At 36.3% G+C, this 24,809-nt stretch carries 23 protein-coding genes and 1 riboswitch; of the genes, 6 read left to right on the forward strand and 17 right to left on the reverse strand.

Annotation, left to right across the window (positions count from 1 at the left end; all coding sequences use genetic code 11):
• Positions 1-28: 28 nt before the first annotated feature.
• The 3 genes from rpsB to KO524_RS01485 all read left to right on the forward strand — a co-directional run bounded on the left by rpsB (position 29) and on the right by KO524_RS01485 (position 3,114).
• Positions 29-787 (forward strand): 30S ribosomal protein S2, encoded by a 759-nt coding sequence (gene rpsB, locus KO524_RS01475; protein ID WP_219288654.1) that lies wholly within the window; start codon positions 29-31, stop codon positions 785-787.
• A 103-nt stretch (positions 788-890) separates the two neighbouring features.
• The gene (gene tsf / locus KO524_RS01480) at positions 891-1,715 is read left to right on the forward strand and encodes a translation elongation factor Ts (protein WP_219288465.1); all 825 of its coding nucleotides are present in this window, start codon (positions 891-893) and stop codon (positions 1,713-1,715) included.
• Positions 1,716-1,932: 217 nt separating this feature from the next.
• Positions 1,933-3,114 (forward strand): dicarboxylate/amino acid:cation symporter, encoded by a 1,182-nt coding sequence (locus tag KO524_RS01485; RefSeq protein WP_219288466.1) that lies wholly within the window; start codon positions 1,933-1,935, stop codon positions 3,112-3,114.
• A gap of 72 nt (positions 3,115-3,186) precedes the next feature.
• On the opposite strand, the gene KO524_RS01490 is transcribed toward KO524_RS01485, so the two are convergent.
• The 5 genes from KO524_RS01490 to KO524_RS01510 all read right to left on the reverse strand — a co-directional run bounded on the left by KO524_RS01490 (position 3,187) and on the right by KO524_RS01510 (position 7,257).
• Positions 3,187-3,987, reverse strand: coding sequence for a hypothetical protein (locus KO524_RS01490; RefSeq protein WP_219288468.1), 801 nt, complete (start codon positions 3,985-3,987; stop codon positions 3,187-3,189).
• A 64-nt stretch (positions 3,988-4,051) separates the two neighbouring features.
• Positions 4,052-4,903 carry a hypothetical protein gene (locus KO524_RS01495; RefSeq protein WP_219288470.1) on the reverse strand — a complete coding sequence of 284 codons (852 nt, stop codon included), beginning with the start codon at positions 4,901-4,903 and terminating at the stop codon, positions 4,052-4,054.
• A gap of 352 nt (positions 4,904-5,255) precedes the next feature.
• On the reverse strand, positions 5,256-5,903 hold the full coding sequence (gene aat / locus KO524_RS01500) for a leucyl/phenylalanyl-tRNA--protein transferase (protein ID WP_219288472.1): 648 nt from the start codon (positions 5,901-5,903) through the stop codon (positions 5,256-5,258).
• A 61-nt stretch (positions 5,904-5,964) separates the two neighbouring features.
• Positions 5,965-6,342 (reverse strand): DUF3127 domain-containing protein, encoded by a 378-nt coding sequence (locus KO524_RS01505; RefSeq protein ID WP_219288474.1) that lies wholly within the window; start codon positions 6,340-6,342, stop codon positions 5,965-5,967.
• A 39-nt stretch (positions 6,343-6,381) separates the two neighbouring features.
• Positions 6,382-7,257 carry a flavin reductase family protein gene (locus tag KO524_RS01510; RefSeq protein ID WP_219288477.1) on the reverse strand — a complete coding sequence of 292 codons (876 nt, stop codon included), beginning with the start codon at positions 7,255-7,257 and terminating at the stop codon, positions 6,382-6,384.
• A 154-nt stretch (positions 7,258-7,411) separates the two neighbouring features.
• Here KO524_RS01510 and KO524_RS01515 point away from each other — a divergent pair, with 154 nt between their 5' ends.
• Positions 7,412-8,557, forward strand: coding sequence for a PAS domain-containing sensor histidine kinase (locus tag KO524_RS01515; protein WP_219288483.1), 1,146 nt, complete (start codon positions 7,412-7,414; stop codon positions 8,555-8,557).
• A gap of 56 nt (positions 8,558-8,613) precedes the next feature.
• Here KO524_RS01515 and KO524_RS01520 read toward each other — a convergent pair whose 3' ends face one another.
• Together KO524_RS01520 and greA are read right to left on the reverse strand one after the other, a co-directional pair.
• On the reverse strand, positions 8,614-9,003 hold the full coding sequence (locus KO524_RS01520) for an HIT family protein (RefSeq protein ID WP_219288485.1): 390 nt from the start codon (positions 9,001-9,003) through the stop codon (positions 8,614-8,616).
• A 21-nt stretch (positions 9,004-9,024) separates the two neighbouring features.
• Positions 9,025-9,501, reverse strand: coding sequence for a transcription elongation factor GreA (greA, locus tag KO524_RS01525; protein ID WP_219288487.1), 477 nt, complete (start codon positions 9,499-9,501; stop codon positions 9,025-9,027).
• 151 nt (positions 9,502-9,652) lie between these two features.
• On the opposite strand from greA, the gene KO524_RS01530 reads away from it, so the two are divergent.
• A complete protein-coding gene (locus tag KO524_RS01530; protein ID WP_219288490.1) occupies positions 9,653-10,075 on the forward strand; it encodes a hypothetical protein in 423 nt (140 codons plus the stop codon).
• 82 nt (positions 10,076-10,157) lie between these two features.
• Here KO524_RS01530 and KO524_RS01535 read toward each other — a convergent pair whose 3' ends face one another.
• The 5 genes from KO524_RS01535 to KO524_RS01555 form a co-directional block, all read right to left on the reverse strand.
• Positions 10,158-12,332 carry a TonB-dependent receptor gene (locus KO524_RS01535; protein WP_219288492.1) on the reverse strand — a complete coding sequence of 725 codons (2,175 nt, stop codon included), beginning with the start codon at positions 12,330-12,332 and terminating at the stop codon, positions 10,158-10,160.
• A gap of 79 nt (positions 12,333-12,411) precedes the next feature.
• A riboswitch (TPP riboswitch) is annotated at positions 12,412-12,501 on the reverse strand.
• A gap of 104 nt (positions 12,502-12,605) precedes the next feature.
• Positions 12,606-13,010 (reverse strand): alternative ribosome rescue aminoacyl-tRNA hydrolase ArfB, encoded by a 405-nt coding sequence (gene arfB / locus KO524_RS01540; RefSeq protein WP_219288493.1) that lies wholly within the window; start codon positions 13,008-13,010, stop codon positions 12,606-12,608.
• Positions 13,003-13,638, reverse strand: a complete 636-nt coding sequence (gene pnuC, locus KO524_RS01545) for a nicotinamide riboside transporter PnuC (RefSeq protein WP_219288496.1) — start codon at positions 13,636-13,638, stop codon at positions 13,003-13,005. Before pnuC ends, arfB begins: the two co-directional genes overlap by 8 nt.
• Before the next feature lie 61 nt (positions 13,639-13,699).
• Complete coding sequence (locus KO524_RS01550) at positions 13,700-14,389, reverse strand: Bax inhibitor-1 family protein (protein ID WP_219288499.1); 690 nt, start codon at positions 14,387-14,389, stop codon at positions 13,700-13,702.
• Positions 14,390-14,463: 74 nt separating this feature from the next.
• Positions 14,464-15,096, reverse strand: coding sequence for a 4'-phosphopantetheinyl transferase superfamily protein (locus KO524_RS01555; RefSeq protein WP_219288502.1), 633 nt, complete (start codon positions 15,094-15,096; stop codon positions 14,464-14,466).
• Between the two features lie 124 nt (positions 15,097-15,220).
• Between KO524_RS01555 and ahcY the strand changes: the two genes are divergently transcribed.
• Positions 15,221-16,537, forward strand: a complete 1,317-nt coding sequence (ahcY, locus tag KO524_RS01560; protein WP_219288505.1) for an adenosylhomocysteinase — start codon at positions 15,221-15,223, stop codon at positions 16,535-16,537.
• 354 nt (positions 16,538-16,891) lie between these two features.
• Here the strand turns inward: ahcY and KO524_RS01565 are convergent, their stop codons facing one another.
• From KO524_RS01565 to mscL, 5 genes are all read right to left on the reverse strand, one after another.
• Entirely contained in the window at positions 16,892-18,202 is a 1,311-nt protein-coding gene (locus KO524_RS01565; RefSeq protein WP_219288508.1) for a DUF4302 domain-containing protein, read from the reverse strand.
• Between the two features lie 2 nt (positions 18,203-18,204).
• The gene (locus KO524_RS01570) at positions 18,205-19,197 is read right to left on the reverse strand and encodes a substrate import-associated zinc metallohydrolase lipoprotein (RefSeq protein ID WP_219288511.1); all 993 of its coding nucleotides are present in this window, start codon (positions 19,195-19,197) and stop codon (positions 18,205-18,207) included.
• 2 nt (positions 19,198-19,199) lie between these two features.
• Positions 19,200-20,642, reverse strand: a complete 1,443-nt coding sequence (locus KO524_RS01575) for a RagB/SusD family nutrient uptake outer membrane protein (RefSeq protein WP_219288514.1) — start codon at positions 20,640-20,642, stop codon at positions 19,200-19,202.
• Positions 20,643-20,699: 57 nt separating this feature from the next.
• Complete coding sequence (locus tag KO524_RS01580; protein ID WP_219288517.1) at positions 20,700-24,041, reverse strand: SusC/RagA family TonB-linked outer membrane protein; 3,342 nt, start codon at positions 24,039-24,041, stop codon at positions 20,700-20,702.
• A 287-nt stretch (positions 24,042-24,328) separates the two neighbouring features.
• Positions 24,329-24,763: a large conductance mechanosensitive channel protein MscL gene (mscL, locus tag KO524_RS01585; protein WP_219288520.1), complete on the reverse strand. Its 435-nt coding sequence runs from the start codon at positions 24,761-24,763 to the stop codon at positions 24,329-24,331.
• Between the last annotated feature and the right edge of the window lie 46 nt (positions 24,764-24,809).

Raw genomic sequence — 24,809 nt, forward strand, 5'->3', positions numbered from 1 at the left:
AATACACAAGAACGTAAACTATTACAAAATGGCAAACAAAGTAGAAGTTAAAGAATTACTAGAGGCAGGTGTTCATTTTGGACACATGACTAGAAAGTGGGACCCAAACATGGCTCCTTACATCTATATGGAGCGTAATGGTATTCACATTATCAATCTATATAAAACAGCTGCAAAAATCGAAGAAGCTAATGAAGCTTTGAAAAAGATTGTAGCATCAGGTAGAAAAATACTATTCGTAGCTACCAAAAAACAAGCAAAAGACATCGTAGCTGAGAAAGCAGCTGCAGCAAACATGCCTTACATCACTGAAAGATGGCCAGGTGGTATGTTGACTAACTTTGTTACTATCCGTAAAGCTGTTAAGAAAATGGCTTCTATCGATAGAATGAAGAAAGACGGTACATTCTTAACTCTTTCTAAGAAAGAGCGCTTACAAGTTGACCGTTTACGTGCGAAATTAGAGAAAAACTTAGGTTCAATTGCTGACATGACTCGTCTACCAGCTGCTCTTTTCGTTGTAGATATCAAAGCTGAACACATCGCAATTAAAGAAGCTCAGAAATTAAACATTCCAATTTTCGCTATGGTTGACACCAACTCTGACCCACGTCAAGTTGATTATGTAATCCCAGCAAATGATGATGCTTCTAAATCAATCGATAAAATTTTATCTTTAGTAACCAATGCAATCATTGAAGGTCATTCTGAAAGAAAAACAGAAAAAGACGATCAACCAGTTGTAGCGGCTCCAGCTCCAGAAGTAGCTAACTCTACTGAAGAATAATAATTTAACAGTATCATAAAGTCGTTATGCTGATGGATGTATACTTTTGTAGACAACTATCCATAACGACTTTTTTTATTAACACATAACACAAGACTTTAAAATGGCAAATATTACTGCTGCAGATGTAAACAAGCTGAGACAAATTACAGGTGCCGGAATGATGGACTGTAAAAAAGCGTTAGTTGAAGCTGACGGAGATTTCGATTTAGCAATTGAAAACTTACGTAAAAAAGGACAAAAAGTTGCTGCAAACAGAGCAGATAGAGAATCTACTGAAGGTGCTTCTATCGCTATTGTAAATGCAGATAAAACAGCGGGTGTTGTTATCACTTTAGGTTGTGAAACTGATTTCGTTGGTAAAAACGAAGGATTTGTAAAGTTGGCTACAGATTTAGCTAACCACGCTTTGGCTTTCCATACAAAAGAAGACTTTTTGGCTTCTGACTTTGGTGGAATGACTGTTGCTGACAAATTGATCGAGCAAACAGGAGTTATCGGAGAAAAAATTGAAATTACTGTATTCGAAAGATTAGAAGGTACTTTCGTTGGATCTTACATCCACGCTGGAAATAAAATCGCTACTATCGTTTCCCTTTCTGCTAATGTAGAAGGAGCTGAAGAAGCTGCAAGAAACGTAGCTATGCAAGCTGCTGCTATGAACCCAATCGCTTTAAACGAAGCTGGTGTTGATCAAGCTATCATTGACAAAGAAATCGAAATTGCAAAAGAGCAATTGAGAGCTGAAGGAAAACCAGAAGCGATGTTGGAAAACATTTCTAAAGGAAAAATCCAACGTTTCTACAAAGACAATACTTTAGTTAACCAAGATTATATCAAAGACGGTTCTATGAGCGTTGCTGCTTATATTAAAACGGTTGATCCTAGTCTTGTTATCACTGGATTCAAAAGAGCTGCTTTAGGATAATCCATCCAATAGCATCTATTACTATATTAAAGCCCTTAATCTCGCGATTAAGGGCTTTTTTTGTTCGTCTATTCGTGTATATGCGTGTATACACATCAGTGACCCGAGACTGAAAGCCAAACAAGCGAAGCAATCTGCAAATCTGCGTATCTGCAAATCCGCCTGTATGCGAATTCAATAAAAAAGTCTATTTTTGACAACTTATAATAACGACTCCATGAAAAACTTAAGCAAAAACATATTGTTCCAAATTATCATAGCGATTACCTTAGGAATTGTCTTTGGACTTTTTACACCCGAAGCAATTGGTCGTGTTTTCGCAAGTTTTAACGCTGTTTTTAGCTCGTTTCTATCCTTTACCATCCCGTTGATCATTCTGGGGCTTGTTGTGCCTGCAATTGGCAAATTAGGAAAGGGCGCTGGAGGCCTTTTGATTATGACTGTTGCCATAGCTTATGGCTCTACACTCTTCGCTGGATTCACCACCTATTTTGCGAGTATCAACATTTTCCCAGAACTACTCGCTACTCAAACACAACAATTAAATGTCGTTGATAAAATTTCAGATTTAGCACCCTATTTCACTATTGAATTCACACCTATTATGGATGTGATGAGCGCTTTAGTACTTGCCTTTATCATCGGTATAGGCATTTCAAAATTGAACAATTCTACCCTAGAAAATGCTTTTGACGATTTTTTAATCATCATTACTAGCGTAATCAACAAAGTAATTATACCCTTACTTCCGGTATTTATCTTTGGAATATTTTTAAACATGTCTTATACCGGACAGGTTTTCTCTATCATACAGGTTTTTGTAAAAATCATCGGAGTCATTTTTGCCTTGCACATACTGTTGTTATTGATTCAATTTTCTATAGCCGGTATCATCGCTAAAAAAAATCCCTTCAAACTATTAATCACCATGATGCCTGCATATTTTACGGCATTGGGAACCCAATCATCTGCCGCCACTATTCCCATCACTTTGCAACAAACCCTTAAAAATGGTGTTTCTGAAAAAATAGCTGGCTTTGTCATCCCTTTAGCTGCAAACATCCATTTGGCAGGAAGTACTTTAAAAATCGTCGCTTGTGCGATTGCTTTAATGCTTTTGCAAGGGCAACCGATTGAATTTGGCGCTTTTGCTGGGTTTATCTGTATGCTGGGAATCGCTATGGTAGCCGCGCCAGGCGTACCTGGAGGAGCCATTATGGCCGCCATCGGTATCATTGCAAAAATGCTCGGCTTTAACGATGAAAGTCAGGCCTTAATGATTTCACTATATATCGCTATGGATAGTTTTGGTACTGCCTGTAATGTTACCGGAGATGGTGCCATTGCTGTGGTTGTAGATGCTTTGACGAAGAAAAAATCAATTAACACGGAAATCTAAACCCGCTTTTTTATAAAAATAGTCACTCCCTTTTAGTAAAAAGGGACACTGACTGCTTAACAGATCCTAAAATTAAAATTTTCTATATTTCATTTGCAATTTCGCTCCTAACTGCACTTTTTCAAACATGGTATGAGTGGTTTGTATCGCTATATTGTTATTCTTCTTGATGTCTATATTTTTAAACACCTTCTTTTTTGTGCTTTTAAATTCATACAGCTCTTCAGCGACAACCTCCTTTTCGACTAACTTTCCGTTGTATTCATAACATATACTCAACGCCCTTTCCACAAGTTGACTGTCTCTCTTAAAAAAAATGTTGTCGCCCACTTCAAACTCATTAAAACTCACTCCGTTATTGACAAACCTAGTCAATACCCGATTTTCTAAATCGACCTCAAAAACAACTTTGTAATTCCAATCGTCATCATATAAATAAAAAAACTCATCTACCCTGTGAACCTTGTGTCGGTCTATTGCCTTCAAAAGCAACTTAAAATTACTTTTACTGCTAAACATAAAATAATGGTACTTCATCAAACTGACAAAAGGAACCGAATCACTTATATCGTATTCCGCCTCTGCCTCCGATACCAGCAACACCATATTATAAAAGGAGTTCTTTTTAAAAAAACCTTTGTCCGACTCTAACAAGCGTCCAGCACTATTGTTTTCTGAGCTAAAAGTATCGTATTCATAAAAATTATCGGCATCGTACAACTTATAACTGTTTTTTAAGATTGCTGTCAATTCCTTCTTGTCTTTCTGACTGTCAACAGAAATAACAATATCATCTAAAACACGACCTTCAGACTCCTCTTGACCATATAAAATAATAGGTCCCAAAAATAACCAAAAATAAAAAAATCTCATACAACACCATATTTAAAATGAGGCTACTTCAGTAGCCTCATCAGTTAATAATTACAAGTCAAACCTATTCAAATAGTGTTGAATAATATTTATAACCATATCTGTAGGTGGCCATTTCAAACAATAGGACATCTTTAGTCTGTTGCGATAATTGAGCATCTTTTGACACAGCATGTTCAATCTCAATAGAGTACGCAGCAAACTGGTTCGCGGGAATATCCGCATTAAAAACTCCTTTATAACTATTCGAAATCATTTTAAAATGATTAGCCTCTTCCACATTATCAAATTCATACATGGTTTCATAAAATTGATCACTTCCAAGGTTCTCAAATACCTGAAGTCGATTTATAAATCCTAAAACAGCTTCTTTCTCAAAAGGAGGATTTAAGCCTAAATTACTTACTTCTGAAAAAGTAATATCATAAACAACTTCATTTAATTTCACCAAGTCAACCGAGGCTAAACCTTCATCCTTTAACACCTCGTTCACTACCACATAATGGTTAAACCCATAAATATCCAAATGGTTACTCGAATTCGAAACCTCCCGAAGCGACGCTACTTTATCAAGTAGTTCATCTCTAAAAGGATATGAATTAGCAGTCTGCAAACTAAACATTTCTGACACTGAAGCGACAGCAGCAGAAACCAAACCTCCAACCCAATTAGCATTTTTCGTATTATTGGATAAATAGACTCCCGCTCCAGCAGCATCTTTACCTAACACCCTTTTCCACCATCCCCAAGAACTACTAATTTTTCCGGATTCGTCGTCAATTCCTTCCATGTACTTTAACGCAATACGCTCGTATGCGTTCTTTCCATCGTCTATTAACACCTCATCGTTTTTATCTGAGCTGCATCCTACAGCCATAAAAACCAAACTAAAAAATAAAAATAGATTTTTCATCATTTCAAAGTTTTTAAAAATTGATAAATTAAAAATAATTTTCTCCTAATAAATAAACAAGAAATACAGCGGTTTTAACTGTTTTACAAAAAATACAACCTTTTAATAATCAAGTGATTACTATAGTAATGGAAGTTTTAAAAACAAGTATTTAAATATTAAGGTGTCTAAAAAATACAACATATTTATTAAATTTTTAGATACTTTATGACCGAAAAATAAATATAATGATTGTTTTAATAAAAAAACACCGCATAACTTGCCTGTACAATTAAAATGACACGGTTAACACTTTTCCTCTAGTCGTTTGAACAACAAGAAAACAAGAATATAATTCAGCCTTACCGGGATTTACCTAGAAAAGCTTTGTATTCTTAAGTATCTGCATGAATTGCGTTCGCGGAATTTCGCGCGCACCGAGACTGTCTAAATGGTCGTTATAGACCTGACAATCGAGAAGTTGGTATTGGTGCAGCTGTAAGTGCTGTACCAATGCGATAAAAGCCACTTTACTGGCATTAGAAACGAGAGAAAACATGCTTTCACCACAAAAGATATGACCTAAGTCAACTCCATACAACCCACCAACTAATTGGTCGTCTTGCCAAACTTCAACCGATTGGGCCCGGTTTTGTTTGTGTAATTCGCAATAGGCTTCAATCATGTCGTCGGTAATCCAAGTGCCGTTTTGACCTTGTCTTTTGACCATTTGACAATGATTAATCACTTGACGAAATTCGCGGTTAAAGCTTACCTTGAATTCGTTTCGGTTGAGAATGTTACGCATACTTTTAGACACTTTGAGTTCGTCTAAAAACAGCACCATTCGCGGATCAGGTGCCCACCAAGTAATGGGCTCCCCATCTTCAAACCACGGAAAGATTCCCGATCGGTACGCCAACAACAGGCGTTCGGTTGATAAATCTCCCCCCAAGGCCAAAATTCCCGACTCATGAGTTTGTGTGACTTCGGGAAAAAAAAGATTCTTATTAACTACATACATCTCAACAAACAACTAGTATAAAAACCAGTGGCCATCCTTTTGAGATAGCCACTTTTTATTTTTAGAACGGTAAATCGTCGTGTTCTTCTTCGTTAAATTTCGGAGCCGATTCAAATTGCTCTGAAGGCATAGAAGGAGGTGTTGCCATCCCAGCCGGTTGCTCTGCAACAGCCTTTTCAATTCTCCATCCTTGGATTGAGTTGAAATATTTGGTTTCTCCCTGTGGGTTAACCCACTCTCTACCTCTTAAATTAATCGATACTTTTACGGGTTCTCCTACTTGGAATGCATTTAATAAATCACAACGATCTTGAGTAAACTCAATCATAATATGTTGTGGATATTGTTCGTCTGTTGTTACTACCAACTCTCTTTTTTTAAAAGACTGACTCACTTGCTGTGGTTGGTTGATTACTTTAATTCTTCCTAAAACTTCCATCGTATTAAATTTTATCGCGTTATATTGATTTGTGGAAAACTATTTTTGAGCTAAAATGGTTTGCCACGCCAAAGTTACATTATTTTCAATTAAATATTCTTTTGCTTTTTCCAATTTCTTGTTTTGATCGTCTTCTAGCAATAGCTGTTGCAGTTCCGGATTTTCGGAAACGAAACTTTGCACCTCCTCCATAGTAGGCAATTGCTCCACATTTCCGAGTATTCCTAAATCATTACCGCTAAAGATAGGATTTTTTTTAACTGCTTCAGGAATAGCATCCACACCAACACCTAAAGTTGTCAACGGTTTTTCTACTTCAAACATGCCTGCATTAGCGCGGGTGTACCAGTTTCCACCCATACGGGCTACCAAATCCATCTTATGCTGCTCAATCGCTCCCTGTTCGTTTAAAACCGCTTCGTTGATGTGCATTTTAACCACTTCGCAAATCACTAGGTTTCCAGCTCCTCCCTGATCGCCCAAACCAATAACTTCCTTGACAATACATTCGAATTGCACCGGGCTTTCCGCTACTCTAAACGGCTTTACTATATCCGATTTTAACATCGTAAATCCAGCCTTATCGAATTCATTTACGCCATCTTGATATTCCGTACTGCTCAAAGAAGTCTGTTGTACCATCTCGTAATTCACCACATTAATCACCACCTGCATCGTCGCTTGAACGTTAAACAAAGTGTGTTTTAACGTATTATCGCGTACCCGTCTTGAAGGTGAAAAAATCAAAATAGGCGGATTTGCACTAAACATATTAAAAAAGCTAAATGGCGATAGATTGGGATTTCCATCGGCATCAATAGTACTTGCTAAAGCAATAGGTCTCGGACCAATTGCCGTTTGCATATACGCTTGCAATTGAACTGTTGTAATATCTTTAGGATCTATGGTTTTCATGAAAAATGCTTTATTTACTTAAGTTTTATAAAAGGTAAAAATAACAAAAATGATCCATAATCCCATTGATAAGCATAAGTTTTCGTATGCAATTAAAAAGTTTACTGAAGGAAGCCGCTAATTTTTTATTACTTTTAAAGTCAAATTGATTTTTATGTTTTTTACAAGCAAAAACAATACTTGGCGCTGGCTTATTATCTTAACGGCTTTTGGTACTTTGGTTTTAATACTTTGGAACACCTTTACGTTTTTTCAGACTTTTAAGAACGAAGAGCGCTTGAAAATGGAGATTTGGGCCACAGCCTCACAAACGCTAAACAAGGCCGACCTAAACGATACCGATTTAGCCTTGCCCTTACAAATTCTAAACACCAACAACACCATTCCGATTATACAAACCACAGACAAGGACAGCATCATTAACATGGTGAATGTGGAAGAACAAATTGCCAGAGACCCTAAAAAAACTGCTGTCTTTTTTAATAAACTCAAGTCTCAGAATGCGCCCATAGTCATTGAATTCGACAAAACCAAACAGTATTTATATTACGGAAATTCATCCTTACTTACCAAATTAAAATATTATCCAGGTGCCCTAATCTTGATATTTATATTTTTTACGGCTATGATTTTTAGTTTTTATCGCGCCAGTAAGATGGCCACTCAAAATCGATTATGGGCAGGAATGGCCAAAGAAACTGCTCATCAAATCGGCACTCCCCTTTCCTCTTTATTAGGCTGGGTAGAGATTATGAGATTGGATGAAGTAAACGAAGAGACCGTAGTTGAAATTGAAAAAGACGTACACCGCTTGCAAACCATCGCAGAACGATTTTCGAAAATTGGATCCAAACCCGTTTTAGAGCTTTGCGACGTGGTAACAGAAACACAAATGGCTTTTGATTACCTGCGTTCTCGAGTTTCCAAACAAATCATGTTCTCTTTTAAAGCTCCTTCGTATGCACTGATGATACCTATGAATTCGATACTGCACAGTTGGACTATAGAAAACTTAATCAAAAATGCTATTGATGCCATGAAGGGGAAAGGTGCTATTGACATCATCATTGATGATAACGATAAAGGGATTCGAATTCAAATTAAAGATACCGGTAAAGGAATCGCGAAAAATCAATTTAAACGCATTTTTGAACCGGGTTATACCACCAAAAAAAGAGGTTGGGGACTTGGGCTATCATTAACGAAACGCATAGTAGAAACCTATCATAACGGATCCATCAAGGTAACGCATTCCGAATTGGGTAAAGGCACCACAATTTGCATTGTCTATAAAAAATAAAAACCGCAAATAATTCTCAACTATTTGCGGTTCTATGAAATTGATTTGTTCAATCTCTAATTTATATGCTGCTGAATAGCCTTGGCTAAGGCATCAAATTCTGTTTCCGATAAAGATGTTTTTTTCACAAAGCGCATATCGTCCATGTCTTGTAATGGAATCAAATGAACATGTACGTGAGGAACTTCTAGTCCTACTACAGCCATTCCAATACGTTTACAAGGAACGGTAAGCTCTAAAGCTTTGGCTACTTTTCGAGAAAATTTCATCAATTCAAGATAGGCTTCTTCGTCCATATCAAAAATCTTATTGACTTCTTGTTTGGGAATACAAAGCGTATGTCCTTTTGCATTTGGATTTATATCCAAAAATGCTAAAAAACGATCATCTTCTGCAACTTTATAAGCCGGTATTTCTCCGTTAATGATTTTGGTGAATATAGACATAGTTCTCTTGAATTTTCTAAATTAATCTCTACTGATTTCTAGTACTTCAAACTTCATAATTCCATTAGGAACTTGAATCTCAGCAATTTCTCCAACTGTTTTTCCTAATAAACCTCTTCCAATAGGAGAAGTTACGGAAATTTTTCCAGCTTTCAAATCTGCTTCACTTTCCGCTACTAAAGTATAAGTCATTTCCATACCGTTGAGTTGATTTTTAATCTTTACGGTTGAAAGGACTAAAGCCTTGCTAACATCTAATTGTGATTCATCAATAAGGCGTGCATTAGCATTGACCTCTTCTAATTTAGAAATTTTAAGTTCTAACAAACCTTGCGCTTCCTTAGCTGCATCATACTCTGCATTCTCCGATAAATCTCCTTTGTCTCTGGCATCCGCAATTGCTTGCGACGCTTTTGGACGCTCCACACTCTTTAACTGCTCAATCTCATCTCTTAGTTTTTTCAAACCCTCAGCAGTATAATACGAAATTTTACTCATAATTTACATGGTTTATAAAATAGAAAAAATCCCATTGAAACGGGATTTCTTTCTATGAAGATATTATTTAATCGCTATTTTTAATTATTTACTAACTGTATCATTTTTGTCAAAGTTAAATAATTAAATTTGTTTTCCAAATTCTTTAATCATGAAAAAGCTTTTTCTATTGTTTATTATTACTATTTCATTTTTAGGCTGTTCCAAAGATAGTTCTAGTAATCGCAATCCCTATTTACCCGACTACCCGATTTCCCTCAACATAAATTTAAACCTTCCTCAGTATAGCAACTTAAGGCATCCATCGACTGCTGTTCGCGTTTTTGGAGAAGCACTCGGTGCTCGGGGTTTAATTATTTTCAATTCGGGAAGCGGCTATATGGCCTATGATGTTGCTTGTCCCAATCACGAACTAAAAGATTGTTCGACTATGGAACTCATAGGAGTTTCTGCAGAGTGTCCTTGCGACGGTTTAAAATATTTGTTGTTTACCGGTTTATCCGAAGGAGCGGCTTACCCACTTAAACAATACCGTATTGATATTATGGGCGATGTGTTAAGAGTGTATAATTAACGATTCCAAATTCGAAACTAGTGACTGCCTTACAAGCTAACATTCTCAAGGCTTCGCAGTCACTAATTACGAATTGATAAGCTTAGAATTTAAGGGTCAAGCCTGCTAAAACATTAAAGGTCGCTTGCGGAAAATATCCCGCTCCCTCCACGGTGCTCAACCCAGCGTTTGTTTCTTCATCGTAAGAATAATAATACCCATTCGACAGGTATTTAACATCAAAAATATTATTGGCCAAAACAGATAAACCGATAGATTGAAACCATCCCTTCATAGGAAATTCGTAATTCATACTGATGTCGTTGACAAAGTACGAATCCAACTTTGATTTTTTACTATCGACATTACCCATATACTGTTCCCCGACAAATTTGGTTAACCACGAAATATGCATGCCTTTAATAGGTACATAGGTCAAGATGTTTCCCGCAATAAAACTCGGCGAAAACGCGATATCCGTATTTCCTAAATTGACTAATCCGCCATCCCATTCTGTATGGAAATCGATATTTTTATTGTCACTTATAGTAACGCTTGGATTCCAATACACTTTTTGGTGTAGGCGCACTGTTGCGTCAATTTCCAATCCCAGACGGTAGCTGTCACCACTGTTTTCACGAATTGCAGCGCCAACATCATTTAAGGCTCCTGTCAAGACCAATTGATCCTTATAGCGCATATAATAAGCATTAACATTTACCGAAGCCGCTTCTGAATGATACCTCCATCCCAATTCAAAATCGTTTAGCTTTTCCGGCTTTGGGCTCCCATCTTTATAGTCGTTTCTACTGGGTTCTCTATGGGCACGAGCATAAGAAAAATACAATTGATTTTCATTATTGGCTTGAAATGTTATTCCCGCTTTTGGATTAAAAAAATCAAAAGTATCGTTGACCTTGCCCGTTTCTAACCCATCGGCTTTATATTGTACCTTTCGAAATTGTAAGTCACCATATAGGCTCCATTTTGGAGCAAATTGATAGGTCGCCTTAACATAGGCATTCATATCGGTTTTAACCGCGTCGTCGTCGTAATATTTTTGATTGTAATCATATTTTACCGGTTGCTTAACCCATAGTATCGTTCCGAAGTGATTGCCTTCATATCTATTTGCTGCTCCACCAACAATAACATCTAGGTTTTCCTGTTTATAATTTACCGAAAAAGTAAAGCCATAAAAATCATTTTCTAACCATTTCTGACGTACGATATCTGTTTTTTTAATCTCCTTTCCATCGACCATAATCGGACTAAATCCGTATTCCGCAAACTTGCCGTTGACTTTATAGTTCTCATAATAGCCCTTCCCCATGGTATAATGAAGAGCCGCATTGCTCGTCCATTTTTCGGACCATCGCTCGTTCCAATGCAATTGAAAATGATCTTGTTTGTAGTTATCGGTTTCATTATCGTAAAACTTCATGACACCCGCATTGTCGTAATACACTCCAGAAGTATTAAATCGACGATTGTTTTCGAGTTTGTCGGGGTCTTCTAGTCCATTCCAAGCTTGATAAGTTTTTTGATCTCCTCCAAACGCCAATGCCTTAATCAAAGTAGTCTTACCCAAAAAAGTTCCTTGTAAGAAATAAGATTTCAAGTCCGATGAAGCCCTATCGATATAGCCATCCGAATGTATGTTCGACAGACGTCCAGCTAATTCAAAATGATTATTCATCAATCCTGTACTGAATTTCACTGTGTGTTTTCTGGTATTATAACTCCCAAAAGAATTGGATATCTCCCCAGTACTTTTATACGAATAAGAATCCGTAAGCAAGTTTAAACTGGCTCCAAAAGCAGCAGATCCATTGGTGGAAGTTCCAACACCGCGTTGCAACTGAAGGTTCTGAATGGATGAAGTAAAATCGGGCATATTAACCCAAAAACTACCTTGAGACTCTCCGTCGTTATAAGGAATTCCGTTTAAGGTTACATTGACCCGAGTAGCATCGCTACCCCGGACACGAATGCTCGAATACCCGACACCATTCCCAGCATCTGTAGTCATCACTACCGACGGCATAAAATTCATCATAGCAGGAATGTCCTGTCCAAGGTTTCTCTTGGCTAGCGCTTCTTTACTTAAATTACTATAAGCGATGGGAGTTTTGTCGTCCACGCGAATCGACGCCACTAAAATTTCATCTAAAGCGGTTACTTTAGTAGAGTCTACCGCTATACTCTCTTGCGCCATTCCTGAAATCGACGTCAATAATGCGAGAGCAAAAGATGGGTAAAAAAAAGTTTTTTTCATTCGTAAAAAAGTTTTTTACAAATAAAAGGGGCAATTATTTATTATTAATAATTACACATGGTATTCCGCGAGCTCAACAGTACGTCAAACTCTTTTTCCCTTGACAGCATTACCCGTCCAGGTTCTATGGGTATAATCTCAGCCTTTTTCGGCACCCCTTTGAGACGTTGCAAAAGTATTGGTTATTCTTCAAAATACAAGTTTTTTTTACTAGAAAGAATTTCTAAATAGTTCGATACTTACAAGTATTTTTTTTCGATACTGTTTTTTATTCTAATCTAAATCGGGCCTTCTACGCATAGCCTTTTTTAGCGACAACTGTTGTTTGTTGTCTTTGCGTTTTTTAATTACGCTCCGTGATACTCTAGTTGCTCTTCGTGGTTTTTCCCTGATTAAAGCCGTTTCTAATATAGAAAAGAATCGGGCTATTGCTCCGTCCTTATTGCGAATCTGACTCCGAGTAGCATCGCATTCCAACTGCAACACAGCCTCTTTTGACAACCGATTGCGCAACGCCACTTCCAAACGTTCTATTTGTTCTTCTGAAAACGCTAATGTCTTGGACAACTCCCACGTCAACACTACCTTAGAGGATACTTTATTTACATGCTGTCCTCCAGCTCCACCACTTCGAATGGCTTTAAACTGCAATTCCGACAGTAATTTTTCTTTATTCACTGTTACTTTTATTTAATTTCTCCCCTTCTAATATGGTCCGCCATTCCAAATAAGCTTTAATGGCTAAGGCCGTAAAAATAATAAATTGAACCGATAATATTCCCAAGCCTCTATATGCATATAACGGTATGGAAATAATATCTCCAATAATCCATAAAGTCCAGTTCTCAATCTTTTTTAAGGCCATAAAATACATGCCGGTAAAGAAAATTCCAGACGTCAACATATCGATATAATTTTCTGGATGAATATCGTAGTCGAAAATGCGATATACCCCATAAACAACCGCTATAGTAACCAAAAATATCAACACCCCAATTTTCTTCTCTCTAGTATTGGTTCGCGTTATCTTTAGGGTTTGTTTGTTAACGTCTACTTTACTCCAATTATACCAACCGTATAAACTCATCACGGAATAATAAGCATTTAAAACCACCTCGCCCAAATAACCTGCTAAGAACAACAAATAGACCGATATAACCGTAGCGATCAATCCTGTTGGATATACCCGTATATTTTCTTTACCCGCATACCAAACACTCAAAATACCGAATATAAAAACGACAAATTCTAATATTATCTGAGTCCAAGATGTGTCTTTATAGGCATTAAAGAAGAAGTCAACCATTTTGTAGTGTAATAAAAAACCGCATTCGAAAATACGGTTTATAGATTTTTAATAGCTTATCTTAATTTCTACTCATTAACAATCGCAATATATACCAAAACAACAACATTAAAGAAGCGAACAAGGACAAAGCAGCTGGAACGTATTGTTCGGTACTGTATTCGTTTTTTATATTGTATGTTGAGTACAATATGGAGCCTGAAGCCAATAAAATCATTGCTCCAGAAAACCATAATCCCAAGTCAAAACCAAAAATCATTCCCGCTACAATCAAGCCCATCGCTACGAAAAAGCCCATGGTTAATATCGATTTTAGAAATGAAAAATCCGTTTTAGTTAAAAAGACTACCGCTGTTAAACCCAAAAACAAACCGCCAGTCAAAATCGCTGCCTGATTGATCAACTCCATTCCACCAGAATAATAAATAGCGATGTAAATCAAGGGTACAAACAACAAGGCTTGCGCTAATATATATAATCCAAAACCGAGATACTGTTGACTCGGATTAGCACTTTTATAAGTCATTTTTTGAGCAAACCAAGTGATTCCCATAAAGGCCCCTAACATAACCAACCACAAATAACCTTGAGTCATGTTCAGCATAAAATCTACCAAGGGGTCAATTTTTAGCAATAGACTTTCTATAATTACAAAAGCAAAAACGCCTAATGCTAAATGCGTATAGGTCTTTCTATAAAATGTCACTTTTTCAGAATCGGTAGCCTGAGCTACTAAAATATTTGTTTCCATTATTCAAATTTTTTCGCATTTATACCAAGCGAAGATACTAATAAAAAGATTTATGTCATGATCTTTACCCAAAATCACAACGAGGTATAGACCAATACAAAATTCTCAATTACCAAGAAGTAAAAAGTAAAATCATGAGAAAATTCGTCTGATATTACTTGACAGTGCCCTTCTTGAGCATCTAGGTTAAAAGGAAACACATGCATATGACTCTTAAAACTCAGACTGCGCGAATTACACATTTTATACATGGCTTCTTTAGCCCCCCAAATGACCGTTAATTGCTTGACTTTTTCCCCAATTGGATTCGCTACTGCAAACATTTGTTCTTGTTCATTAGTGAATTTATCGGCTATACGGATTATCTTTTCACGCATCATTTCTATGTCAATACCTACATTATGATCACTAATTATAAGTGCAGCATAGGTAAAGGAATGCGTAATTGAAATATGCTTCCCATCGACTAAATGCGGTTTGCCATTTTCGTCGTATTGCAAATCAGAGTCGCTATACCCCGCCGCTTTTAATAGATGACGTATGCTAAGAAAGCCACATTGATGACTAACAGATTTCATGCCAAGCAATCGTTGTCGCGTCGTTTCAAGCAGTTCAATGCCCTGAATAAGGCTATCAAAATCTTCGGCTATTTTCCAGATAAACACCTGTGTACTAGCATTAACTGTAATTATTCTGTCTAATGGCATTTTAGAATTTTTAGAGTATGGTTTAGACAAACTCCTTAACGACGAATTAAGATTCGCATTTCTCTTTTTAAAAAGGAATTCCGTAAGTTTGTATAAAAATTTTGTAAATACAAATATACAACAGATGAGCACAAAAATACCGCCTTTTGTGGCATACAAAGTGAAAGACATTTCTCTGGCTTCTTGGGGAAGAAAAGAAATAGAATTGGCCGAAGCAGAGATGCCCGGACTAATGGCTCTTAGACAAGAATATCACAACGAACAACCGTTAAAAGGAGCAAGAATTGCGGGTTGTTTACACATGACTATTCAAACTGCTGTTTTAATCGAAACTTTAGTAGCTTTAGGTGCCGAAGTAACTTGGAGTTCTTGTAATATTTTCTCTACACAGGATCAAGCTGCTGCTGCTATAGCAGAAAGCGGGGTTCAGGTTTATGCTTGGAAAGGCTTAAACGAAGTTGATTTTGACTGGTGTATCGAGCAAACCCTTTTCTTTGGAGAAGACAGAAAACCATTGAATATGATTTTGGACGATGGTGGTGATTTAACCAACATGGTTATTGACCGTTTCCCAGAATTGGTTGATGGAATTAAAGGACTTTCTGAGGAAACGACAACTGGAGTTCACCGTTTGTACGAAAGAATGAAAAACGGCACTTTACCGATGCCTGCTATCAACGTTAATGATTCGGTTACTAAGTCTAAATTTGACAACAAATACGGTTGTAAGGAATCGGCAGTAGATGCGATTCGTCGTGCTACTGATTTAATGTTGGCTGGTAAACGTGTAATTGTATGTGGATATGGTGATGTGGGTAAAGGAACTGCAGCATCATTCCGCGGAGCTGGATCTATCGTTACCGTAACAGAAATCGACCCTATCTGTGCTTTACAAGCAGCTATGGATGGTTTTGAAGTTAAAAAATTAGACACGGTTATTGCTAATGCCGACATTATTATTACCACAACTGGAAATAAAGATATCGTAGTGGGTCGTCATTTCGAAAAGATGAAAGACAAAACGGTAGTATGTAATATCGGTCATTTTGACAATGAAATCGATATCGCTTGGTTAAACAGCAACCACGGTGCTTCTAAAGTAGAAATAAAGCCTCAGGTTGATAAATATACGATCAACGGTACAGATATCATCATTTTAGCAGAAGGTCGCTTAGTAAACCTAGGTTGCGCTACAGGCCACCCTTCGTTTGTTATGTCAAATTCATTTACCAATCAAACTTTGGCTCAAATTGAATTGTGGAAAAACAGCGAACAATACAACAATGAAGTTTATATGTTACCGAAATATTTAGATGAAAAAGTAGCCCGTTTGCACTTAAATAAAATTGGAGTAGAACTGGAAGTTTTATCTACAGATCAAGCAGACTATATTGGTGTAACACCTGAAGGCCCATACAAACCGGAATACTATAGATATTAGTGTCATAGATTATTAAAAACAAAAGGGGCTATCTTTTAGATAGCCCCTTCTGTTTTTAGCTTTTTTCTTTATGACAATAAATTTATTGTTGTTTAAAATCAGTTAAAAAACACATTTTAAGCAACAATATTTTGAAAAGACAGGCCGTATCGGGTTTCGATACGGCCTGTCTTTTTAGTGTACTAAAAAACGGCTACAGACCATTCCAATCAACAGCAAAAATAGCGCTTCTATCGAGACATCGTCTTGCAAAATAAATGGCAAAATATAAAGCCACAATCAACCAAGAATAAAAAAAGCCCAGTGAAATCACTGAGCTTTTTAAATTTATTTAATCAAAAACATATGTTTTATTTAATTAAAACCATACACTGCAAATTTGATCTTAATTTGACTTGCAGAAGTTATCGAGAAAGCAGGATTACCATACTCTCCGGTTTGTCCTTCTCTTTTAACAAAAAATCCAGCTGATTGAATCAAAGCATCATCTATAACTTGAAGTTCTGCAGGAAGTGTTCCATTAACCGAAACATTAGTAAAAATCAATCTACCATCAGCGCCACTAGAAAGTCTAACTCTACGCAAAATAGGAGCTTTACCTTTTAAGAAGCTATATTGAATAGCTGAATTATTACCGTTAAAGCTAATATCGATTCTCTCTAACATTGAACCGGTTTCACCATAACCAACAGATTTAAAATATTCCATCATAACTTTATTAAACAGCATAGAGTTTACGGATACTCCACGTAGAGATGACTCCAAATGCGCCACATCCTTACCGGCTAGAAAAGCTCTATAATCGTCTGTAACGAATAAAGGCATTTGAAGATTTTTAACGGTTACTGTTCCAGTACTTGCTGTACCAATAAACTCATCACTTCCAGCATTATAATCCAAGAACTTAACCAATTCTCCACCTACATTAATAGCAGGGCTTACAACAAGACCCGTAGCAGTATATCCGAAACCGATTCCACCCTCTTTATTTAGCGGAGTTCCATCTTCACTTGATACTAATCCAAAACGAGAACTTCCATTGTAATCTAATGCGTATTTTTGTAAATTCCCGCCATCATTTACAATAAGACTCTTAAACATAGTGGTTTGAGGTCCATCAAATTTAAGGAACATCTGTTTGTTTTTAGAAAGGTCGAATTGTTTTTCCTCTGCAGTAGCCGCAGTAAAAACAATCGTATTTCTGCTAGTATGTCCTTTAAAAATAATTTTTCCTTCTTCATACTTATCTATCAAAAACTCGATATCTGCATGATTTGTCATTTCATTATCCTTAATAAACTCATGAACAACACTTCCAGTAGGAAAACTCAAAGCAATCGTGCTCAACAACACAAAATTGTACTCGTCGTTCTGTATACTCGTATCGTCAAAATTTCTATCTGACCTCACTTGAACACTACCGTTTTCATTAAAGTCCATCCACATTTGATATCCACCCAACAACTTATTGTTAGGGAAAAACTCCACAATCCAGCCATTTTCAGCACTAAGCAAAGCTGCCTGCAATTTCTTTTCAGCCTCCTTTAATCTCGTAGATGCATCAACACCATCTATTCCAACAGAACTATCGTCACTATTACAAGAAGTAAAGACACTACCAGAAATAGCTAAAAAAAGAACTGCTATATATTTAAATCTCTTCATAATTATTTTTTATTATTAATTCCAGTCCAATCATATTCACAGTAATGAACTTTACCATTTGCAGTTACTCCATAAGGGCTTTTTGCTCCAATAGACTTCGCTCCAGTAGGATTCAACAAAGGTGAGTCAGCTGCATTTCTGTTAGCAACTCTACAAACCTCTTCAAAGTCCACATTAAACTCCGTTTTGAAATAATCTCTAACGAAGTTTACTTTGTACATAATCTTAGCACGACCTGGTCTGTAAGTAGTAGTACCTGCAATTTTAAAAGACTCCAAAAATGCAGCATACTCTGCTTCGGTATGCGTTAACAAATACGACGCCGTTTCAGCGAAATCTTCAAAGATATTATTAGACGCATAAGGCGTTACAAAACCCTTTTCATTTGCCTCTGAATCACTTACACCAGTCCAAGCAGGACTATAATCACTCATGGTCTGTTTTCCAAAATCACTTTCGCTAAACTCAATAGCTTGATTGATGATGTGGATGTATTCGTGTTGAATGGTATGAATAAATTCCATAGCCTTATCTGGATTAACGATTACATCATCCACTTCATATAGCGTAACACGAACTCCTGAAGATGCCAAACCAAGCGTTCTTGAATTGTTTTCATTATATGCTGCACCACCTGCAAGCAAGAATTGGAATGGTCTAATATTTTTAATAAAATCAGGACTTGCAGCCTCATTATACGTATTGATCCAAACCTGTTTTACCATCTCCATAGCTGGTATAACATTGATTCTTTTCGAAGGATACAAATTTCTTAAAACATCACGTGAGGCACCATATTGATTACGATCCCATTTATACAATACTTGAATTTTATAAGGATCTGTAAAATTCTCCTTAATATATAAACCCTCTGCGCTATTGTCAATTTCCGCGTCTTTTAGAACACTCTCTTTATTAAGACTATCATCTTTTGAACATGCAGTCAAGCAGAACAACGCTGCTACAAATGCACTTTTTACAATATATTTTTTCATAATTATCTTGGATTTGGTACTACACCGTATTGCGCTACTTGAGCCGGCACTTGAATTGCCTTTCTATTGTCTTTTTTGCCTAAAACAATTTCTTCATTCTCAATTAACAATCTATGTCTTACTTCTAAATTAAAACGTTTAATATCGAACCAACGAGCACCTTCACCAACAAATGCAGCTCTTCTAACCTCTGCAACGTATTTAAAGAATTTTCGTTGATCTGTATCCAATGCAAAAAACGGTTCATACTCATCGGCATTAGGAACCAAACTTAAAATTTTAGCTTTAGTTACTCTATTAAGATCCGAAGGTACAAAACCAGCAGTTTTATCTTTAGAAAAATGAGCAATCATTTTTGCCGCTTTATCTAAATCTCCCTTCATAATCGTTGCCTCGATACGCGATAAATACATTTCATCATTACTCAATGCCACCGTAGCAACATAAGGTGTACCTGATGTAGTATTACTACCTTCAAACACGAAGTAAGCATAAAACTTATTCGGCACATAAGTTCCTGATCTAGTAAACTGTACAAACCTCTCTGCCCAGGCTTTTCCGAAAGGATTTCCTTTTTTATCCACAAGTAAATCTTTAACTTGATCCGTAATACCAAATCTACCGATACCAATAGTCTGGTCTACAACAGAATTTCCTGCCACAATTAAAAGATTATTATCCTCATTTGCTGCTGCCCATCTTTGAGCAAATTCAGGAATACCTAATCCTGCAGCGATTAATGCATTAACATCTCTCAACTTACCTGGAGCATCTCCTAAATCAGTAGAATATTCCAATACTTTATCCCAATCCGCTTTAGCTGAATAGAATCGAACTGCCATTGCTTTAGCTGCTGCACGAGTAAAATGGAACCCTTTCTTCTTGTATTTTTTGTCATCTACTAAATTCACTCCTTCTAAGATATCTGCTTCAATAAGGTCATATACTTCTTGAATAGTCTTTCTCTTATAGTTAACGATTAAGTTAGTTTCTACTTCTTTTACATAAGGAACACCCAATTCGAACTCTGCCGTATTTGGATCGTAAGCTTGTGAAAAGATATTAACCAACATAAAATGCGAATAAGCACGTGTCATTAAAGCCTCTCCTCTTTGTGCAGACAACGATGCTGGATTACCCAACTTATCGATTGCCTCTAAAGCCTGATTTGAATGCGCAATAGCAGAATAACAAGTCTCCCAATACCAAGCTGGTGAATCGAATTCTATAAGTTCATTATCCTCAAATCTAAAATACTTAGAATTACCAAGTTCTGTTACATCTAATCGTCTTGAATCGGCGAAGTTATCCGTCATAGACTCCGTAAATCCCATATAAGTTCTACCTACATACGCATTTACTAAAAGTTCTGATATTTTTTCTGGCGAATCTAATTGTGTTCTATTATCAGGCGTTTCAGAAAGAAATTCTGAACAGCTATTCAAACTAAGTACAACTAGAGCCGCTACTAAAATTTTTACTTTTTTCATTTTAATTAACTTTTATATTGATAAGTTCAACGTTAGAGTATACTGTCTTGTAACAGGCATAGCAACCCCACCAGATCTATAAAATTCTGGATCTTGTCCATTTAACTTTTTATCAGAATACAACAAAAATGGATTCACAACTGAAGCTTTCATAGAAAATGCAGAAACACCTATTGTTTTCTTGAAAAGTTCCGGGAATTCATACGTCAAAGTAATGTTTTTAACACGAACAAAACTACCATCTGCAACACGTACATCAGAGAAATTATAAGTATTATAAGCTCTATCCATACGACCTGAATCTTCCATTAACTTAGAAGCATCAAGGATAGTAGGAATATTCGTTTTAAACTCATCTCCTGGAATCAACCAACGGTCGTTCATGTCTTTAGTAAACACCTGTGTATCATTATATTGAGAAGAAAATGAAGGATTCAAACGAACCACATTTCCACCCGAAGCCATAATCATAAAGTCTAACGTCCAGTTTTGAACCGTAAAGGTATTTGTAAAACCAAGAGATTTATTTGGCTCTAATGCTCCACTGTATTTTAAATAACCCGTTACATTCGTTCTGTCTTGGAAGTTTGCACCACCTATTTCATCCGTAATTCCAGGGGCTTGATTAAAATGAGGTAAACCATCATTATCTAAACCTAAGAATTCATAAGAGAATAATCCATTTCTCGGATATCCAACAACATTTCCACCAACACCTGAAATTAACTGGTGTGCTTGAGCATCATAAGCCAATTTCTTGATTTTTTGATCGTAGTAAGAAAGGTTAATACTAGAAGTCCATTTAAAACCTGGAGCAACAATATTTCTTGTTGTAATACTCGCTTCAAAACCTTTAGTAGTCATATCTGCATTATTACCCCATTTGTTTTCTTGTCCACCAATTCCTGATGTTTTTACTAAATCAACTAAATCAAATGCATCTCTTTTATAAACATCAGCAGATATATACAATCTGTTATTGAACATACCGAAGTCAATTCCAATATTTGTTTCAAATTGTTTTTCCCAAGTTAAATCACTGTTTTTTAATTCAGAAATAGATAAACCAGACTCTCTATCACTTGGATTGTAACGCTCTCCAGTAATAGAGTTCAAGAATACCGCACTTGAATTCGATGCAGGACCAGCTGTAGCTGTTAATCCATAAGCTCCACGAATACTCAAATCAGAGAAAGTAGTTTGCTCTTGCATAAATTTCTCTTGCATGATATTCCATTTAGCACTTACCGTATAAGTTGGCAACCAAGATGTACCTCCTTGACCTTGTTGGTTTGAAGCATCATAACGACCAGTAGCAGATACAGTATATCTTCCATCATAGGTATAAGTTCCTTTAGCAAAGAAACCCATTGTTCTTTCTTTCTCAAGTCCCTTACCGTAGTAATACTGACCTTGAGTAATCAATTTTTCAATTAATCTAGCATCTGTAAAAGCTACAAATCCTTTATCATATTGTAAACCATATCCAGAAAAGTTATCGTTATTACGATCAACATGACGTAACTCTTGACCTGCAAAAGCCTCTACTTCATGAATTCCCGTAGCTCCAAATCGCTCTTTATAACTAAAACTGTTTCTAAAGTTATAAGATAACAACGTATTGGAATACTTAGAAAGAATACCTCCATTTTCCAAAACCACTTCTTTTTTCGCTCCAGGATTATCCGGATCTACATAAAGATAAGGGTTTTGATCTTTTGTGATTTTTGAACCGTCTGCTCTATATGCCCCAACAACGTTAGACCCTTCTAAAACATTGTGATTTCTATTTGAATCTACATAACGAACTGATCCAGAAGAATTAAAAGTTAAATTTTTAAGTATTTTATACTCTAAATCCACTTGAAATTTAATATCTTTTACATCATAGTCCATATAGTTGTTTTCCAACTCATTAACAACGTTAAAAGGAGCCCAGTTTTGTCTGTAATACTCTAAATTTCCATCATTATCATAAGCTCTTAATGCTCTTGAAGTATTCAAAGCATAGCTAAATGGATTGATATCAAAATCCCTAGTTACTTGACCACCAACAACATCACTTTTACTATTATAACTTCCTGGCGCTCTTTGATCACGTACCGAAGCCATAGAAGACAAAGCAACTGTTACTTTATCATTTACAAAGAAAGTAGATTTTAAATTCATTGTAATCCTTTTCACGTTATCCGCAACACTCCATCCTGGATCATTTAAATATCCAATAGATGCGAAGTAACTAGAATTTTTTCCTCCTCCAGAAAAACTCAAAGAGTGATTTTGCATAACAGCAGGTCTGAATAATACCTTGAACCAATCTGTGTTTGCCATTTCATATTGTTGTAAAAAGGCGTTTTTATCATCTTCATACCCAGTTCCATTACCTTGTCTAACATGTTGTGTATATAAATTATAAACACCTCCATATCTTCCTTCTGCAACATCCGGAAACGTAAGACGACCTTTTCTTTCCAATTCAGTAAGAACACCCATAGTTTGCTGAGAGTTCATAATATCATACTGACCGTAATTTGGCACTTCTCTAATTGTATTTTCCAAATTGTATGAAACCGTTAGTGGACTTTCTCTTTTTCCACTTTTTGTAGTAATAACCACAACACCGTTCATCGCTCTAGCACCATAAATAGAAGTAGCCGATGCATCTTTTAAAATCTCAATGCTCAAAACATCACTTCCGTTTAAACCAGCAACTGCAGAACTCAATAAGGTTTCCGCATTACCCGATGCTAAATCAGCAAAACTTACGTTAACAATATCCTCTTGAACCACTCCATCAATAACCCATAACGGTTTAGTATCTCCAAAAATAGAAGAAGACCCACGTACCGTGATTTTAGGTGCCGCTCCAAATGAACCTGTAACGTTTTGTACAGTTACACCTGCTGCTTTACCCTCAATTCCACGACTCACATCAGGAACCCCTTCTAATCTTAAATCTTTTGCTTCAATTCTACTTACAGCTCCTGTAAAAGTTCTTTTATTTACTTTTTCATAACCTGTTGTAATTTGAATCTCAGCCATAGTTGAAGACTCTTCTGCCAAAGAAACATCTACCTTAGCTCTTCCTTGCAATTTCACTTCTGAGTCTTTATACCCAATGAATGCAAATACTAAAGTAGCATTACCATCTTTGACTGTAATCGAATAATTACCGTCCAAATCAGTACTAACACCATCAGTGGTACCTTTAATTAGAACACTTGCTCCTGGAAGAGAGAAACCATCTCCAGCCGAAACAACCTTACCTGTAACCTTTCTTGCCTGTGAATACGCCTCTTGAACACTCAAGAGAGTCAGTAACACTAGAAAGAAATTGAGTACAATTTTCCTCATGTTTTATTATTTTTAAATTGTTTAACAAACAAATAACAAAAAATCCATATATGCTAATTTTGTGTTATTTTTTTTTATAGTTTTTTTCTATTATAGAAAACTTAAAACTTAACATTTAAAAGCACTCACAGACTTTTTTACTCCCATTGCATAACCGTTTACTTTCATCATAAAACACCGTTAAAAGTTATATGTCTTACTGAATTTTCTTGTAAATAGCTTCATATACAAAGAATAAAAAACCCCGTCCAATGGACAGGGTTTAAAATGCTGTTGTAATTTTATTCTTATTTCTGCTGTTTCAATAAATCTCTAATTTCAGCAAGCAATTGCTCTTGAGAAGGCCCAGCTGGCGCCGCTGGCGCAGCAACTTCGTCTTTTTTCTTTAATTGATTGATGCCTTTAACCAAAAGAAAAACAACCAATGCCAACAATAAAAAACTGATCATCACTGTAATAAAATTACCGTAAGCAAAAATCACAGCTCCCTCTACCCCTCTTGCATCTTTTAAAGCAGCTCCTGCAGGAACGGTTCCTTTTAATACATAATAAATATTGCTGAAATCCGGAGTACCGATAATTCCTGATACTAAAGGCATTATCAAATCATTAACAACACTGTCTATAATTTTTCCAAATGCCCCTCCAATAATCACCCCTACTGCCAAGTCCATTACATTTCCTTTAACAGCAAACTCTTTAAACTCTTTTATGAATCCCATAGCTTTTTGTATTTAAATTTACGCTAAAGTAATAAATTTCCACTTC

The organism is Flavobacterium sp. NKUCC04_CG (assembly GCF_019345525.1).
Taxonomy (GTDB): Bacteria; Bacteroidota; Bacteroidia; order Flavobacteriales; family Flavobacteriaceae; genus Flavobacterium.

What these genes read in the sequence shown, in the direction of transcription:
- KO524_RS01515 (WP_219288483.1), top strand. Translation starts at nt 7,412, where the DNA reads ATGTTTTTTACAAGCAAAAACAATACTTGGCGCTGGCTTATTATCTTA.
- pnuC (WP_219288496.1), bottom strand. Translation starts at nt 13,638, where the DNA reads ATGGTTGACTTCTTCTTTAATGCCTATAAAGACACATCTTGGACTCAG.
- KO524_RS01495 (WP_219288470.1), bottom strand. Translation starts at nt 4,903, where the DNA reads ATGATGAAAAATCTATTTTTATTTTTTAGTTTGGTTTTTATGGCTGTA.
- aat (WP_219288472.1), bottom strand. Translation starts at nt 5,903, where the DNA reads ATGTATGTAGTTAATAAGAATCTTTTTTTTCCCGAAGTCACACAAACT.
- rpsB (WP_219288654.1), top strand. Translation starts at nt 29, where the DNA reads ATGGCAAACAAAGTAGAAGTTAAAGAATTACTAGAGGCAGGTGTTCAT.
- KO524_RS01580 (WP_219288517.1), bottom strand. Translation starts at nt 24,041, where the DNA reads ATGAGGAAAATTGTACTCAATTTCTTTCTAGTGTTACTGACTCTCTTG.
- tsf (WP_219288465.1), top strand. Translation starts at nt 891, where the DNA reads ATGGCAAATATTACTGCTGCAGATGTAAACAAGCTGAGACAAATTACA.
- KO524_RS01550 (WP_219288499.1), bottom strand. Translation starts at nt 14,389, where the DNA reads ATGGAAACAAATATTTTAGTAGCTCAGGCTACCGATTCTGAAAAAGTG.
- KO524_RS01510 (WP_219288477.1), bottom strand. Translation starts at nt 7,257, where the DNA reads ATGAAAACCATAGATCCTAAAGATATTACAACAGTTCAATTGCAAGCG.
- KO524_RS01490 (WP_219288468.1), bottom strand. Translation starts at nt 3,987, where the DNA reads ATGAGATTTTTTTATTTTTGGTTATTTTTGGGACCTATTATTTTATAT.
- KO524_RS01520 (WP_219288485.1), bottom strand. Translation starts at nt 9,003, where the DNA reads ATGTCTATATTCACCAAAATCATTAACGGAGAAATACCGGCTTATAAA.
- greA (WP_219288487.1), bottom strand. Translation starts at nt 9,501, where the DNA reads ATGAGTAAAATTTCGTATTATACTGCTGAGGGTTTGAAAAAACTAAGA.
- mscL (WP_219288520.1), bottom strand. Translation starts at nt 24,763, where the DNA reads ATGGGATTCATAAAAGAGTTTAAAGAGTTTGCTGTTAAAGGAAATGTA.
- KO524_RS01535 (WP_219288492.1), bottom strand. Translation starts at nt 12,332, where the DNA reads ATGAAAAAAACTTTTTTTTACCCATCTTTTGCTCTCGCATTATTGACG.
- KO524_RS01555 (WP_219288502.1), bottom strand. Translation starts at nt 15,096, where the DNA reads ATGCCATTAGACAGAATAATTACAGTTAATGCTAGTACACAGGTGTTT.
- KO524_RS01530 (WP_219288490.1), top strand. Translation starts at nt 9,653, where the DNA reads ATGAAAAAGCTTTTTCTATTGTTTATTATTACTATTTCATTTTTAGGC.
- ahcY (WP_219288505.1), top strand. Translation starts at nt 15,221, where the DNA reads ATGAGCACAAAAATACCGCCTTTTGTGGCATACAAAGTGAAAGACATT.
- KO524_RS01570 (WP_219288511.1), bottom strand. Translation starts at nt 19,197, where the DNA reads ATGAAAAAATATATTGTAAAAAGTGCATTTGTAGCAGCGTTGTTCTGC.
- KO524_RS01485 (WP_219288466.1), top strand. Translation starts at nt 1,933, where the DNA reads ATGAAAAACTTAAGCAAAAACATATTGTTCCAAATTATCATAGCGATT.
- KO524_RS01565 (WP_219288508.1), bottom strand. Translation starts at nt 18,202, where the DNA reads ATGAAGAGATTTAAATATATAGCAGTTCTTTTTTTAGCTATTTCTGGT.
- KO524_RS01505 (WP_219288474.1), bottom strand. Translation starts at nt 6,342, where the DNA reads ATGGAAGTTTTAGGAAGAATTAAAGTAATCAACCAACCACAGCAAGTG.